This window comes from Acinetobacter sp. ACNIH1 (assembly GCF_002934695.1).
In the GTDB taxonomy this organism is placed as follows: domain Bacteria; phylum Pseudomonadota; class Gammaproteobacteria; order Pseudomonadales; family Moraxellaceae; genus Acinetobacter; species Acinetobacter variabilis.
Window position 1 is genome coordinate 1,809,852 of the sequence record NZ_CP026420.1, and the last position, 13,611, is coordinate 1,823,462.

Annotated in this window: 15 protein-coding genes and 4 tRNA genes; 7 read left to right on the plus strand and 12 right to left on the minus strand. The window is 43.5% G+C overall.

Annotated elements, in window-relative coordinates; translation table 11 throughout:
- Positions 1–36: 36 nt before the first annotated feature.
- The 9 genes from C3F22_RS08890 to C3F22_RS08930 form a co-directional block, all read right to left on the minus strand.
- Positions 37–876 carry an NAD(P)-dependent oxidoreductase gene (locus C3F22_RS08890; RefSeq protein ID WP_265735216.1) on the minus strand — a complete coding sequence of 280 codons (840 nt, stop codon included), beginning with the start codon at positions 874–876 and terminating at the stop codon, positions 37–39.
- 52 nt (positions 877–928) lie between these two features.
- Positions 929–2,284 carry a pyrimidine utilization transport protein G gene (gene rutG, locus C3F22_RS08895; protein ID WP_104426344.1) on the minus strand — a complete coding sequence of 452 codons (1,356 nt, stop codon included), beginning with the start codon at positions 2,282–2,284 and terminating at the stop codon, positions 929–931.
- Between the two features lie 33 nt (positions 2,285–2,317).
- Positions 2,318–2,836 carry an NADH-dependent FMN reductase RutF gene (gene rutF, locus C3F22_RS08900; protein ID WP_376745105.1) on the minus strand — a complete coding sequence of 173 codons (519 nt, stop codon included), beginning with the start codon at positions 2,834–2,836 and terminating at the stop codon, positions 2,318–2,320.
- A 142-nt stretch (positions 2,837–2,978) separates the two neighbouring features.
- On the minus strand, positions 2,979–3,359 hold the full coding sequence (rutC, locus tag C3F22_RS08905; RefSeq protein WP_004646493.1) for a pyrimidine utilization protein C: 381 nt from the start codon (positions 3,357–3,359) through the stop codon (positions 2,979–2,981).
- 32 nt (positions 3,360–3,391) lie between these two features.
- On the minus strand, positions 3,392–4,153 hold the full coding sequence (rutB, locus tag C3F22_RS08910; RefSeq protein ID WP_104426346.1) for a pyrimidine utilization protein B: 762 nt from the start codon (positions 4,151–4,153) through the stop codon (positions 3,392–3,394).
- A complete protein-coding gene (rutA, locus tag C3F22_RS08915; RefSeq protein ID WP_005234871.1) occupies positions 4,150–5,256 on the minus strand; it encodes a pyrimidine utilization protein A in 1,107 nt (368 codons plus the stop codon). The genes rutB and rutA overlap by 4 nt, the downstream gene beginning before the upstream one ends.
- Before the next feature lie 336 nt (positions 5,257–5,592).
- Entirely contained in the window at positions 5,593–6,384 is a 792-nt protein-coding gene (gene rutD / locus C3F22_RS08920) for a pyrimidine utilization protein D (RefSeq protein WP_104426347.1), read from the minus strand.
- 80 nt (positions 6,385–6,464) lie between these two features.
- Positions 6,465–6,722, minus strand: a complete 258-nt coding sequence (locus C3F22_RS08925) for a hypothetical protein (protein ID WP_004782755.1) — start codon at positions 6,720–6,722, stop codon at positions 6,465–6,467.
- 135 nt (positions 6,723–6,857) lie between these two features.
- On the minus strand, positions 6,858–8,039 hold the full coding sequence (locus tag C3F22_RS08930; protein ID WP_104426348.1) for a trypsin-like peptidase domain-containing protein: 1,182 nt from the start codon (positions 8,037–8,039) through the stop codon (positions 6,858–6,860).
- A gap of 170 nt (positions 8,040–8,209) precedes the next feature.
- Here C3F22_RS08930 and C3F22_RS08935 point away from each other — a divergent pair, with 170 nt between their 5' ends.
- The 7 genes from C3F22_RS08935 to C3F22_RS08965 all read left to right on the plus strand — a co-directional run bounded on the left by C3F22_RS08935 (position 8,210) and on the right by C3F22_RS08965 (position 10,994).
- Complete coding sequence (locus C3F22_RS08935; RefSeq protein ID WP_104426349.1) at positions 8,210–8,968, plus strand: Nif3-like dinuclear metal center hexameric protein; 759 nt, start codon at positions 8,210–8,212, stop codon at positions 8,966–8,968.
- Between the two features lie 152 nt (positions 8,969–9,120).
- A complete protein-coding gene (locus C3F22_RS08940; protein ID WP_104426350.1) occupies positions 9,121–9,747 on the plus strand; it encodes a superoxide dismutase in 627 nt (208 codons plus the stop codon).
- Positions 9,748–9,894: 147 nt separating this feature from the next.
- A tRNA-Asn gene (locus C3F22_RS08945) sits at positions 9,895–9,970 on the plus strand.
- A gap of 6 nt (positions 9,971–9,976) precedes the next feature.
- Positions 9,977–10,052: transfer RNA gene (locus tag C3F22_RS08950), tRNA-Asn, on the plus strand.
- 278 nt (positions 10,053–10,330) lie between these two features.
- Positions 10,331–10,406, plus strand: a tRNA-Asn gene (locus C3F22_RS08955).
- Between the two features lie 6 nt (positions 10,407–10,412).
- Positions 10,413–10,488: transfer RNA gene (locus C3F22_RS08960), tRNA-Asn, on the plus strand.
- A 62-nt stretch (positions 10,489–10,550) separates the two neighbouring features.
- On the plus strand, positions 10,551–10,994 hold the full coding sequence (locus C3F22_RS08965) for a DUF2726 domain-containing protein (RefSeq protein WP_004782760.1): 444 nt from the start codon (positions 10,551–10,553) through the stop codon (positions 10,992–10,994).
- A 5-nt stretch (positions 10,995–10,999) separates the two neighbouring features.
- Here C3F22_RS08965 and C3F22_RS08970 read toward each other — a convergent pair whose 3' ends face one another.
- The 3 genes from C3F22_RS08970 to ubiA all read right to left on the minus strand — a co-directional run bounded on the left by C3F22_RS08970 (position 11,000) and on the right by ubiA (position 13,607).
- Positions 11,000–11,260 carry a hypothetical protein gene (locus tag C3F22_RS08970; RefSeq protein WP_005234866.1) on the minus strand — a complete coding sequence of 87 codons (261 nt, stop codon included), beginning with the start codon at positions 11,258–11,260 and terminating at the stop codon, positions 11,000–11,002.
- Between the two features lie 111 nt (positions 11,261–11,371).
- Complete coding sequence (locus tag C3F22_RS08975; protein ID WP_104426351.1) at positions 11,372–12,622, minus strand: alpha/beta hydrolase family protein; 1,251 nt, start codon at positions 12,620–12,622, stop codon at positions 11,372–11,374.
- A 106-nt stretch (positions 12,623–12,728) separates the two neighbouring features.
- Positions 12,729–13,607, minus strand: a complete 879-nt coding sequence (gene ubiA / locus C3F22_RS08980) for a 4-hydroxybenzoate octaprenyltransferase (RefSeq protein ID WP_104426352.1) — start codon at positions 13,605–13,607, stop codon at positions 12,729–12,731.
- Positions 13,608–13,611 lie beyond the last annotated feature (4 nt).

Genomic DNA, 13,611 nt, shown 5'->3' on the forward strand with positions numbered 1-13,611 from the left:
CGTCTTTAACACTGTCTTTAATATTGTTTGAAAAGATTATCCTCTTAATTCAATTTGAGTCCGCTGTTCCAGTCCTTGCACCGCAGCGGAGAAATCCAGCTGACTGGCCTGTGGTTTGGCAATCTGCTGAAACTCTTGCTGAACCAAAGACATTACTGATAAATCCAGTTGCTGTTGCTGTACCAACTCCAAGGCAATGCCAATATCTTTCTGTAATAGATCCAGTGCAAAGGTCTTATTAAATTCACGGCTTAGTACACGCTGTGCCATGATATTTTCCGACATGCTGCTTTTACCACTGGAATGATTAATACAGTTTAGTGCACTGCTTAAATCAACACCATGCCCTTTCAGTACAGTCAGCCCTTCAGCCAATGCCCATAAGTGAGTCGCCATTAAGGTATTATTCACAGCTTTTACCGCAAAGCCAGAACCGCTTTCTCCCACATATTCAATCAGGCCAGCAAAGGCATCAATAATCGGTTTGGCTCGTTCAAATGCTTGTTCATTGCCACCCACCATCACAGTTAAAGTGCCTTTTTCTGCGCCAATGGTTTGACCAGATACTGGAGCATCCAGATAATAACTTCCCTGCTGCTCCAATTGTTGTGCCAGTTTTTGGGCCGATTCTGGTACACCGCTAGTACAGTCAATCCAGATTGCACCTGACTTGGGTGGATGTGCAGCGATTAGATTTTCGACATCCTGACTGGTCGGCAAACAGGAAAAGATAAAGTCGGCTTGAACCGCCTGCTCAATACGGACAGCCTGAGTGGCGAACAGTGTGGCATGCTCTACAGCTTTCTGTTCAATCCGGTTCCAGACCCAAACCGGGTGTCCGAGTTTTGGCAAATGGGAAGCCATATGCCAGCCCATTGCGCCAAGTCCTAAAAATGCAATTGTATGACTCAAAAAACACTCCTTATATTTAAGCAACCGGTTTCACTTCAATGTCCGTTGCGGTTGATGCAGCTACAGGCGATTCTTTATCTTCACCACGATTCAGGAACAGATTGAGTAAAATTGCAGCCAGAGTCGCAGTACCAATTCCACCTAAATCAAAGCTACCAATCTGCAAGCTATAATTACCCGTTCCCATAATCAGACATACTGCGCCAATAATCATTGTGCTGTTCTTGGTAAAGTCAATACGGTTATCTATCCAGATTTTGGCACCTGCAACCGTAATCAGACCGAATACTACAATCGAGGCTCCACCAAGCAAGGCCACAGGAATCGTACTGATTACCGCACCAAATTTCGGTGAAAGCCCGAGCAAGATAGCGAATATCCCGGCGAAGACAAACACAGTGGTTGTATACACTTTGGTCACTGCCATAACACCGATATTTTCAGCATAGGTGGTCATTCCCGTACCTCCCACAGAAGCGGATAAGGAAGTACAAACACCATCGGCAAAGAAACCGCGTCCCATATACGGCGACAGATTTTTACCGGTCATTGCGGATACCGCTTTAAAGTGCCCCAGATTTTCCGCAACCAGAATAATGGCCACCGGTGCAATCATCAGCATGGCATTCATTTCAAAGACTGGACTCTGGAAAGTCGGCAGACCAAACCATGCCGCTTCGCTGACTTTACTGAAATCAATCGCAGGTCCAAAGCCCATAATATTGGTGAAAAGAAAATAAAGCAGGTAGGAAGATAATAAGCCGAGTAACAGCAGCAGACGGCGTACCATTCCGCGGGTAAACACGGCAATCACACTGATACAGAGAATGGTGATTAATGCCATCCAGGAATCAAACGGGTTGGCAGATACACTTTTGATCGCGACTGGTGCGAGATGCAAACCGATAATCATCACGATGACGCCCGTGACCACAGGGGGCATCAGCTTTTCAATCCAGGCTGTGCCAGTTTTCATGACCAGCAAACCAATCAAGGCATAAACAATACCACAGGCAATGGTCCCACCAAGTGCGAGTGCAATATTGGGATTCGCGCCTACTCCTGAATAGCCGGTAACCGCTACCACGGCACCAATGAATGCAAAACTCGACCCCAGATAACTTGGCAATCGACCGCCCGTAATCAGGAAAAATAAAATGGTGCCAATCCCGGTAATAAAAATCGTGAGATTGGGATCAAACCCCATTAAAAGTGGCGCCAGCACGGTAGCGCCAAACATGGCAAACACATGCTGTAATCCGAGAATGATACTTTTCCCAGCCGGCAGATATTCATCTGTTTGAACTGGTGTTGTATCTATATTGCCTTGGTAAGGCTTAAATTTTGGAAACCATGTTTCTTTTTCTTGCATCGGCTTCCCCTCCTTGATTAGGATTGAATTGAATTAGCACATTTTGTGTGGCTCACAGTAAGAACGATTGAAGTACATCAGCGCATTGCCTTGACGCTGGCACATGGCTTTCACCTCACAGAACAGCACGTCATGACTGCCTACGGATAAACATTGGACCACCTCGCAGTCAAAACTGACTAAGGCATCCTCAAGTACAGGTGACTGGGTCACCAAGGTTTTCCAGTTCCCCTGACTGAAACGCTCTGCCATTGGTGTTTTTCCACCAAACAGATTGGATAGATGTTGTTGATGTGATGCCAAGGTATTCACACACAACACCTGATTCTTTTTAAAGGTTTCATAGACTGAAGCAGAACGGTTCAGGCACACCAGCAACGTTGGTGGTGTATCAGTCACACTACACACGGCGGATGCGGTAAATCCAGCCATGCCTGAACAACCTTGTGTAGTAATGACATTCACTGCCGCCCCCAGATTAGACATGCCTTGGCGGAAAATCTGCTGATCGACCTGAGTAAATATTTCAGCTGCGTTTTCCGTCTTTACCACCTTATTTAATGCACTGTTTTCTGCAACTGTCTCTGTGATGATTTTAGATAATTTGGCATTCATGCTGTTCTCCCGACCCCAAGTCAATATTCAGTTTTAGACTTGGGGCATCTAGTAATGAGATTGAATCAGGTGGATCGGCTTATACATGGGCAATCGAAGCAATTTCGACTAGCGCATCAGGTTTGACCAAACCTGTCTGTACGCAATACCGTGCCGGCTTATCTCCCGGGAAATACTCTGCATACACTGCATTAATCGCAGCATAATCTGCCCAGTCTTTGACAAAGACATGGTTAAACGTTACGTCATCCATGCTGCCACCGGCTTCTTCAATGACACGCTTGATGGTTTCCAGAATATGACGGGTCTGTGCTGCGGCATCACCGACATGCACTACATTATTATTTTCATCAAAGGCCAATGTACCGGACACATAGACAATATTGTCGGCCTTGGTTGCCGGTACATACGGTGCTAATGGTTTCGATGTTCCTGCTGGAATAATGATTTCTTTAGGCATACTTTTTTTCCTTAATCCTGATCTTTAATTCTTTATGCGCTTACAGCTAATTTAGTTTCTTTTAGTGACTCACTTTCTTTTTGAAAGGTCTCAATAAAATTTGCGGTATCGGATACCCAGCCAAAGAAGGTCTTGATGTTATACAGACTGGCTTCATGCGCTTCAACAGGACCTGCCTGATGGCAGGCATCGGCAAGTGCGACACCAAAATACTCTAGGAAAAAACCATCACGTAGCGTCGATTCCACGCAGACATTGGTGGCAATCCCGACAAAGACCAGATTGTGAATACCACGCACACGCAACATGCTATCCAGCGCGGTATTAAAGAAACCGCTATAACGTGGCTTTTCAATGACCAGGTCCTGTGGCAATGGCTTTAACTCATCAATCAGTTCAAAATCCCAACCGCCTTTTGCTAATAATTTCCCTTGTAATTCAGGATGTTTACGCATGGTCTTTAAGGCATTTGATTTATGAAAATTTGGAGAATCGGTTCCACCCGCTTCCTTATATTCTGCATCCCAGCCATTTTTGAAATAAATCACCTGAATACCGGCTGCATGCGCTGCATCGACTGCCTTTTTAATGTTCTCTACGACTGGTTTGGTCTTTGAGACATCAAACCCCGCCAGATCCAGATAGCCACCCTGCGAGGTATAGGCATTTTGCATATCAATCACAATCAAGGCTGTCTGTTCTGGTGCAAGACGAAGCGCTTCGGGTTCAGCTTTAAGCGTTTTTCCTGTGCCGAGTTTTTCAGTAAAACCGGCTGTTACGACTGATTCACTCATGCGCTTTTCTCCAGAACCGGTGCTGCACTTTCAATGACAATATGCTCACGACATTTCATCAGTGGCTGGATTTTTTGACCGAAATCTTCAACTCCTTGAATAAAATCATCAAAAGTCAGTAGCACACCTTCGGTACCCTTGATCTCGCCAATTTCATCCAACATTCTTGCCACATTTTCATAAGAGCCTACCAAGGTACCCATGTTGATATTCACTGGAGATACACTCGAAGCCATTTGACGGATATTGGTATCTGTACCCGAGGTGGTGTCTTTACCGCCCTGATTCATTAGCCAGTTAATCGCTTCCATATCGGCGCCATCGTTATAGTGCTGCCATTTTGCTTGCGCTTCTTCATCGGTCTCAGCTGCAATCACCATAAACAGCACATAAGTCTGTACATCACGGCCAGTCACATCCGTTTTTTCTTTTAGACGGTCATTAATTTCTGCATAAGCTGTTGGAGTATTCAGGCCTTTACCAAATACGAAGTTGTAGTCGGCATATTGTGCAGAAAACTCTAAACCTGCATCAGACTGACCTGCACAGATAATTTTCATATCTGCTTGTGGACGTGGGCTCACACGACAGTCTTCCATCTGGAAATGTTCACCTTTAAAGTCTGATTTACCAGTCGCCCAAAGTTCACGCAGAATTTGTACATATTCAGACAGATATTCATAGCGTTTACCAAAATAGTCATTACCTGGCCACATACCCATTTGGGTATATTCAGGTGGTTGCCAGCCGGTCACGACATTCAGACCAAAACGACCATTTGAAATCGAATCAATGGTAGATGCCATGCGCGCGACAATTGCAGGTGGCATCACCAGAGTTGCGGCAGTTGCGAAAATTTTAATTTTGCTGGTGACAGCTGCAAGACCCGCCATCAGGGTAAATGTTTCCAGGTTATGTTCCCAGAATTCAGTCTTGCCGCCAAAGCCACGCAGCTTGATCATAGAAAGTGCGAAATCGAAACCATAGTGCTCAGCGCGCTGTACGATTTGTTTGTTTAACTCAAAAGTCGGCATGTACTGCGGTGCATTTTCAGAGAGTAACCAGCCATTATTTCCGATTGGACAGAAGACACCTATTTTCATTTTCACACCTCATCATTTTTAACACTTATTCAAAATTCTAATTCCACTTCGGGAATTTTATTTACAAGATAAACATTGCAAAGCGTGTGCCAACTATATTTAATTTATAAATATCATACATTTAATATTTTATTTTTTGAATTTTTAGTAAAATATATATTTTTACCTATGAGTCAATTTTGAACATACTGTTTCATTCAAGTGCACTCGTAGCAATTTGTGCATTTGCAGTTCATGCATCAATTCGAAGTAAAAACCATGCTGATGCTACAAAAATGATTGATTAGAGAAAATAAAAAACCAGACAGGAGGTCTGGCTTTTAAAAAATCTTCAAACTAAGTGGAAATCAGGAAGGAAAGGATCAGCTGATTGACCTGATCCGTTTTGGTCACGGTAGATGCATGTGCACCTGTATCAAGCAAACTGAGGTAACTATGCGGCAGGCATTGTTGTAATTGCTGTGACCGTTGATAAGGCACCAGAAAATCATCCTGATTGGCAATCAGATGGATTGGAACATCTTTTAATACTTGCTGATGCTCTTCGTTTAGTTTAAAAGCCTGCACGGCTTGTAGGCGGGCCAGAACATTTTGGATCGGTGGAAAGTCTAAGAGCTGCCTATTTTCTGCTTCAGTTAACTGATCAATATGTGTCGAGATCCACTGCGGCGGATAAAGAAATAAAGCCTGTGCCCGCACATAAGCCTCTGGTCCGCTATTCACTAATAAGGAAGTTCGTGCCTCGAAACATTTCTGAGTATGAGCATCCAGCTCTCCCCAGGCATTTAACATGGTCAGACTGAGCAGCTTAAACTTTCTTTCAGCCTGATAGGTCGCTAGTTGCATGCCGATATGTCCGCCCAATGCATGCCCGATGAAATGAAACTCTCGAATGCCATCATTGATCAATAAATCCAGAATCTGGCCGGCCATATGGTCGATCGAATAAGACGTGGGCAATAGCTCAGAATCTGAATGACAGCCTTCCTGATCATAAGTGACTACATGAAAATGCTGCTGTAAAACTCTAATTTGAGGATTCCAGAAACTGGCATGCCCACCCAGTCCGGATGAAAGTACCACATAAGGTGCATCTGCCTGTGCTGCAGGATGAATAAATAAAGACATAAATTTCTCATAGTTTCGTTATGAGGTAAATGCAGCAAAATATATGCCTGAACAGGATTTTTTTTGAACAATTGATAAAATTATAGCCAGTAGACATTAAAGCTATAATAAAATTCCTGCACCTCAAAGCGTACGTTATAACCAAGCTCAGTCAATTCCGCCGAAAGACCACGAATTTCTTCCAAGGGCAAATGTTTGGGAAATACCGTTAGCACAGCGGTATTGCCCAGTCGGGCATTATCTTCAATCAGTTGAGCCAAGCGAGGCTTGTACATTTCAATATTTAAATTAGCCACGTTCGATAAAATTTTGGCCTGATCTGCAGTCATAAAACTCATTGTTCTTCACTCTTTTTGATTTTTATTCAATGAAGTTAAATGATTTAATTCACATAAAATATTTTTGTTTTGTATCTAATTAAATAAATCATGCATAAGAAAATCCCTCACATGGAGGGATTTTTTTAGAAAAAATTACTGACCTGGTAAAGGAATATATTGTGAAGAACTGCTTTGCGTTTTACGTTCACTAATCACCACATCCAGTGTCATGGTTTTTCCAGCGCGCTCTACTTCAATCTGAACGGTACTGTTTGGTGGCTGTAAAGCGACAAAATTAATCAGATGTGAGGCAGAAGTAATCACTTCATTATTTACTTTGATAATTTTATCACCACGCTGGATACCCGCTTTTGCTGCTGGTCCATTTTCTAGCACTTCAGCGACCACTACACCTGATTCTTTAGGTTGCAGTACATCATTACGTTCTGTCGGCAACAGACTGATACCCAGCCAGCCACGAACGACACGGCCATCTTTCAGGATTGCATTCATCACCTGTTGACAGATTTTAGCTGGAATCGCGAAACCAATCCCCAGTGAGCCACCTGTTTGCGAGAAGATTGCTGTATTCACCCCGATCAGGTTACCGGCAACATCAATCAATGCACCACCCGAGTTGCCCGGGTTAATTGCAGCATCTGTCTGAATAAAGTCTTCATAAGTATTGATGCCCAGATCAGAACGGCCTGTCGCAGAAATAATCCCCTGAGTCACGGTTTGACCGACACCAAACGGGTTACCAATAGCCAGAACAACATCACCGACTTCATTGCCACTCAGCTTGAATGGCAAAACTGGTAATTGTTCAAGTTCGATCTTGATTACAGCCAAATCCGTATCCGGGTCTGTACCCACGACTTTGGCTTCGGCACGACGTCCATCATGCAAAGCCACTACAATCTGGTCTGCCTGTGCAATCACGTGGTTATTGGTCAGGATATAACCATCAGGACGTACAATTACACCTGAACCTAAACTATTTTCATTTGGACTTTGACCAAACTGGTCTGGTAACTGATCACCGAAAAATTCACGGAAGACTGGATCTGTCAGTAAAGGATGCGCCTGCTGTTTTACTTTTTGTGTGGTAAAGATATTTACCACCGCAGGTGCTGCGACTTTCACTGCGGCACTATAGGAGACAACGCCTCCAGAACGCGAAGTATCGATCAACGGTTCTACTTTTTCAGCAGGCATTTTTACGCCATCCGGCGCAATCGGTGATTTAGGTTTCTGCAGCTGCTGCCACCCCAAAAAACCGATAATGACTAAAATCAGTAACACCCAAGGTAACCATGTAAAGGTACGGCGCACTTTGCTATCCTCTAAAATATTTTAATTCGTTGATGACTAAGTAATTTGTATCCTATTGTAATGCCAAATACATAACTAAACACAAAAAAATCCACAGAGATTTGTGCTGCTTTAGTTACAATTGGACATATGAATAAGAATTGGCAAGTTCATAAACTGACAGGAATTTTATGGCGAATTTAAACGATATTATCCGCTGGTGCGATCAGACTTTGGCATCTTCCGAATTTAAGGACTATGCACCGAATGGCTTACAGATCGAAGGCCGCGCTGAAGTCAATAAAATTTTATGTGCCGTTACTGCTTCCCAAACTGCGATCGAAGCTGTGATTGAACAAGGTGCCGATTTGTTACTGGTTCACCATGGTTATTTCTGGAAAGGTGAAGCCTACCCGATTACCGGGATGCGTGGTAAACGAATTAAAAGCCTGATCCAAAATGATATTTCGCTTGTTGGTTATCACCTGCCTTTAGATAGCCATCCAACTCTGGGAAATAATATTGCGATTGCAGACCTGCTGGAACTGGAAAACCTGGAACAGCTTGATCCGAGTGAGCGCCGTCCAATTGGGAATATTGGTTATTTAAAACAGGCCATGACGCCAGAAGGATTCAAGGCCTATGTATCAGAAAGACTGGGCTATGATGCGTTGCATTTACCTGCCGAAAAAAGCCTGATTCAAAAAGTCGGTTTCTGTACTGGTGGTGCACAGGATTATATTCATAAAGCAGCGGCACAAGACTGTGATGCTTATATTTCTGGCGAAGTCAGTGAGCGTACTTTTTATGATGCTCAGGAACTGGATGTGCATTATTATGCCTGCGGCCACCACGCCACTGAAAAATATGGTGTACAACGTCTGGCTAAAGCTATTTCAGAACAATTTAATATTGAGTATAGTTATTTCGAATTAAACAATCCGATTTAATTTCGATTGGCAAGTAGATGAGTGGCTTTATCTTTAAATTTTCAGGCTTTATTCTGTATTGTTATTTATACACAGTCCCATTTTTGCCTAAGAATCTATTACAATAACGCCACTTATTGTCAAAACCCAGCAAAATGCAAGGAATTGAAAACATGACAACCATTACTTTACCACCATTACCATACGACTACGACGCTCTTGCTCCACACATCAGCAAAGAAACTTTAGAATACCACCACGACAAACACCACAATACTTATGTGGTTAACCTGAACAACCTGATCGCTGGTACTGAGCTTGAAGGCAAAACTCTAGAAGAAATCATCAAAGCAACTGCTGGTGATCCATCTAAAGCAGGTGTATTTAACAACGCTGCACAAGTATGGAACCACACATTCTACTGGAACTGCTTGACTAAAAACGGTGGCGGTAAAGCAACTGGCGCTTTGGCTGCAAAAATTGACGAAGCTTTCGGCTCTTACGAAAAATTCGCTGAAGAGTTCGCAACTGCTGCTGCAACTCAGTTCGGTTCAGGTTGGGCTTGGTTAGTTGCTGATGAAGTAAACGGTAACCTGTCTATCCTTAAAACTTCAAATGCTGACACTCCAATGGCACACGGTAAAATTGCTGTGTTGACAATCGATGTTTGGGAACACGCTTACTACATCGACTACCGTAACGCTCGTCCTAAATACATCTCTACTTTCCTAGAAAGCCTGGTGAACTGGGATTACGCAAACGCGAAATATGCTGGTCAACCTGCTGGTGTTGAGAAATAATTTTTATTTCCAGCTTAAAAAAATCACCCTTTATGGGTGATTTTTTTATTTTTAGGTCTGAGATGCATATTAAAAAAGCAAATGATTCATTTCTTTACAGGAATTGATTGACGGTCTTTGTTTTCCTGCCTAAAATGCGCATCAGATTCTCCAATAGCTCAGTCGGTAGAGCGACGGACTGTTAATCCGCAGGTCCCTGGTTCGAGCCCAGGTTGGAGAGCCAATCTATTCTCCCATAGCTCAGTCGGTAGAGCGACGGACTGTTAATCCGCAGGTCCCTGGTTCGAGCCCAGGTGGGAGAGCCAAGATTCTAAAAAAACCCACTCACTGCGAAGTGGGTTTTTTTATGCCGGTATTTTTCGGATTAAATATCTATATGAGTCTTGTTTGTAGTTTTAGCGACTCGCAACCATGGCAGAGAATAATCACGCACCCCCTCTACCTTTAATCTGGGTTACATAAACATAACATTTTGAACTACAATCATTTTTGATTATTTTTAAAACACTTGATTCAGTTTTTTCAGCTTTTTTATAAAAGTGCCTTGACCCCTTTTTAAATCTCTCTATAATCGCTTGCAGATTCTCCAATAGCTCAGTCGGTAGAGCGACGGACTGTTAATCCGCAGGTCCCTGGTTCGAGCCCAGGTTGGAGAGCCAATCTATTCTCCCATAGCTCAGTCGGTAGAGCGACGGACTGTTAATCCGCAGGTCCCTGGTTCGAGCCCAGGTGGGAGAGCCAAGATTCTGAAAAACCCACTCATTGCGAAGTGGGTTTTTTTATTCTTTTCTCTTTTATGATCCGTGTTTGATTTGAGTCAGTTTATATTCTTTGTGATTGGCTGTCTGGCAAGCTTTGCCTTAATTTGCCTGCTCTTCCCTCATCTGTTTACCCGCCAGAAGAAATTCTATCCCAAGCGTGTCATTACAGCTTTCGAAAGCAAGATGTTTACTCGCCTGAAAGATGCTTTTCCGCATCATCACATTCTGGCACAGGTCGCATTTAGTGCTTTGATTACGCATGACAATATGAAAATGCGCAGCAAGTTTAACCGCAAGGTGACCGATTTTGTGGTGATGGACCGGGAATATAATGTGGTGGCGATTATAGAACTGGATGACCCCACCCATATTGGCAAGGAACAGGAAGATGCGGAACGCGATGCAATGCTGATTGCTGCCGGCTATACAGTCGTCCGCTACACTGAAATTCCAACGATCCGGCAGCTACAAAGAGATTTAAGATAAATAGTTTAATGAGAGGAATTCGTTTCAGCTTCGGAAGCAGCTTGGGTTGCTTTAGCCTCCTGCTCTGCCTTTGATTTTTCAGCCGCTTCGCGCGCTTCAATCCGGGCAATCATATCTGCCTGTTGCTGCTTATATTTTTCCTGATTTTTTGCATCGCTATTAACTGCCAGAAATGCCATCGTCACTAAAAAAATCGGCACACATAAAGCCAGGGTTCCAAAGATAAGCAGTTTTTTAATACTGCGGGGTTTTGTCTGTTCCGACATAACAAGCCTATACTGATAACCTATAATCCTGAGTCACTATAACAAACTTAAATGATTGCTCAAGGCCTAGCCTTACAAGGAATAGAAAAGGAGCCGAAGCTCCTTTTAGGATTAAGGACTGACAGAAATACCTGAAGGCATATAGGTATTGATGAAGGTCAGCAGCTGGGTTCTGCTTTGTACAATAGCCTCGGTATGTGATGCGTCTTGTACCGGTACAAAAGTCACTGTGGTTCCCATATCTTTCAAGCCTTGTTGTAAAGTATTTGTCACTGGATATGGAACAGCCATATCTGCAGTACCTTGAATGATCATCACAGGAACATTAATTTTTTCAGTTGCAGGCTGATTATTCTCAAGGAACTTTTCAACCGACGAATTATTCTGGAAGTTTTCTACTAATCCTGGATAGTCTACAACCGTTTTTTCCGGATTATTCACCAGATAATCATCAATATCTTGCACATATTCAGTAATCAATGGCCCTAAACAAAGTCCATTTTCTCCAGTCGTGCCTTCCGCCTTTTCAGCCACAATCCCTGCACGGCTTGAAAATATATTGCGATAGTTAAAGCCTGGTTCATAAGCTTTAATCCCGACAGCAACATAAGCCGCATAAGCCAGTAATTCTGCATAGACTGCTTTCGCAGCATTATCTTGCCCAGCCTCAACCAAGGCACTAAGCGCTTGCGGTGCTACTTCACTGATAATATAACCCAGACTTGAAGCCGGAGCTGCTGCAACTGCTGCCTTATAATTTGGATCTTCATCGGCAAACTGGGCTGTGGCAAGTGATGCGTGCCCTCCCTGGGATTGTCCCACTGAGACCCAGGCACCATTAAATCGATTTCCCTGTTGTTCCTTAAAGGCTCTTACTGCATAGATAGCCGATTGTGCCGCACTTTTTAAATTTAAATAAGGATGGATCCCCCGAGTACCTAATCCTTCATAATCGGGTGCAACAATCACATATCCCTTTGCAAGCAAGCTGCTGGCCAATCCTCTAAAATTATTATTCAGCTGGTTATTACTTGGTGCACAAGAATCACCGCTACCCACCGTGCCATGTTCCCAAACCACCACCCGCCATCCGTCTTGAGGTTGAGGTGTATTTGGATAAAACACCGTGGCTGTCGCTTCAGCCCGCTCACCATTTACGTTTGGCATATTATAGCGTATGACTTGAATATCCGAAGCTTCAGGCAAGGTATCCTCATCATAAGATTGTTGACTTAAAAATACCCTTTCCTGTGGTCGGAACGAATCATTATCATCGTCATTACACGCAGTCATGAACAATGACATGGAACATACCAGTGCCAGACAGGTTTTTTTGAAACCGTTTTTCACTACATTATTCATATTCTAATCCCTTATTGTTGTTTATGATTTTCATGAAGAATCTTGAATTAAGCATAAAAAAAAGCACCCTTATAGGATGCTTTTGTTATGAGTCGACAAGGTGCATTTACAGAAGCGCGGCAAAGATTCCAAGGAAAATCATTAGCCCCACCCAGCGGTTATGACGGAAGGCCCAGAAACAGCGCTGCGGGTCCTTATCTCGAGTTTTTGACCATTGATAAATAAAATCAATTGCGACTGCGAGCAGACCCATCAAGCCAAATGGAATCAGCAAATCCTCAATCCATAATGCTGCGCCAATCAAGACCAGACTTAAAGCCTGTAAGGTACTAATGATCTGAATATCATGCTGACCAAACAAAATGGCTGTGGATTTCACGCCAATCTTTAAATCATATTCACGATCGGTAATTGCATACTGCGTGTCATAGGCCACGGTCCAAGCCAGATTGCCAAAATAGAGAAGCCAACAAGTTAAATCTGGCGTCTGCCCGACGGCAGTATAGGCCATTGGAATTGACCAGGAAAATGCAGCTCCCAAAAATACCTGCGGCAAATGGGTATAGCGTTTCATAAACGGATAAATGAACGCTAAAAACAAGGCTCCAAAGGACCAGTAAAAGGTTTCAATCGGCAGGAAAAATAACAGGCAGGCACTGGCTACGACGAGCACCAGAAAGACCATCACTGCTTCTTTAGCACTAATAATACCGGTGGCTAAGGGACGGGTTTTGGTACGCTCGACATACGCATCCACTTTACGGTCGGCAAAGTCATTAATGGCACAGCCCGCTGCGCGCATAAAAATTACACCTAGAATCATCAGCACTAGAATACTGAGATCAGGAATTCCTTTTGCTGCGACCCATAGCGCCCACATGGTCGGCCAGAAGACCAGCTCTGTGCCAATTGGCTTATCAAAACGACAAAGATAATAATAGGCGCTCAGACGTTCACGCCAGCTAATTGCTTGTACAGTTGCCATATCA

Bases quoted from the DNA above. Each gene is read 5' to 3' on its own strand.
- C3F22_RS08975 (WP_104426351.1), bottom strand. From the start codon at position 12,622: ATGAATAATGTAGTGAAAAACGGTTTCAAAAAAACCTGTCTGGCACTG.
- rutG (WP_104426344.1), bottom strand. From the start codon at position 2,284: ATGCAAGAAAAAGAAACATGGTTTCCAAAATTTAAGCCTTACCAAGGC.
- C3F22_RS08970 (WP_005234866.1), bottom strand. From the start codon at position 11,260: ATGTCGGAACAGACAAAACCCCGCAGTATTAAAAAACTGCTTATCTTT.
- C3F22_RS08935 (WP_104426349.1), top strand. From the start codon at position 8,210: ATGGCGAATTTAAACGATATTATCCGCTGGTGCGATCAGACTTTGGCA.
- C3F22_RS08890 (WP_265735216.1), bottom strand. From the start codon at position 876: ATGGGCTGGCATATGGCTTCCCATTTGCCAAAACTCGGACACCCGGTT.
- ubiA (WP_104426352.1), bottom strand. From the start codon at position 13,607: ATGGCAACTGTACAAGCAATTAGCTGGCGTGAACGTCTGAGCGCCTAT.
- rutA (WP_005234871.1), bottom strand. From the start codon at position 5,256: ATGAAAATAGGTGTCTTCTGTCCAATCGGAAATAATGGCTGGTTACTC.
- rutC (WP_004646493.1), bottom strand. From the start codon at position 3,359: ATGCCTAAAGAAATCATTATTCCAGCAGGAACATCGAAACCATTAGCA.
- rutB (WP_104426346.1), bottom strand. From the start codon at position 4,153: ATGAGTGAATCAGTCGTAACAGCCGGTTTTACTGAAAAACTCGGCACA.
- C3F22_RS08925 (WP_004782755.1), bottom strand. From the start codon at position 6,722: ATGAGTTTTATGACTGCAGATCAGGCCAAAATTTTATCGAACGTGGCT.
- rutD (WP_104426347.1), bottom strand. From the start codon at position 6,384: ATGTCTTTATTTATTCATCCTGCAGCACAGGCAGATGCACCTTATGTG.
- C3F22_RS08940 (WP_104426350.1), top strand. From the start codon at position 9,121: ATGACAACCATTACTTTACCACCATTACCATACGACTACGACGCTCTT.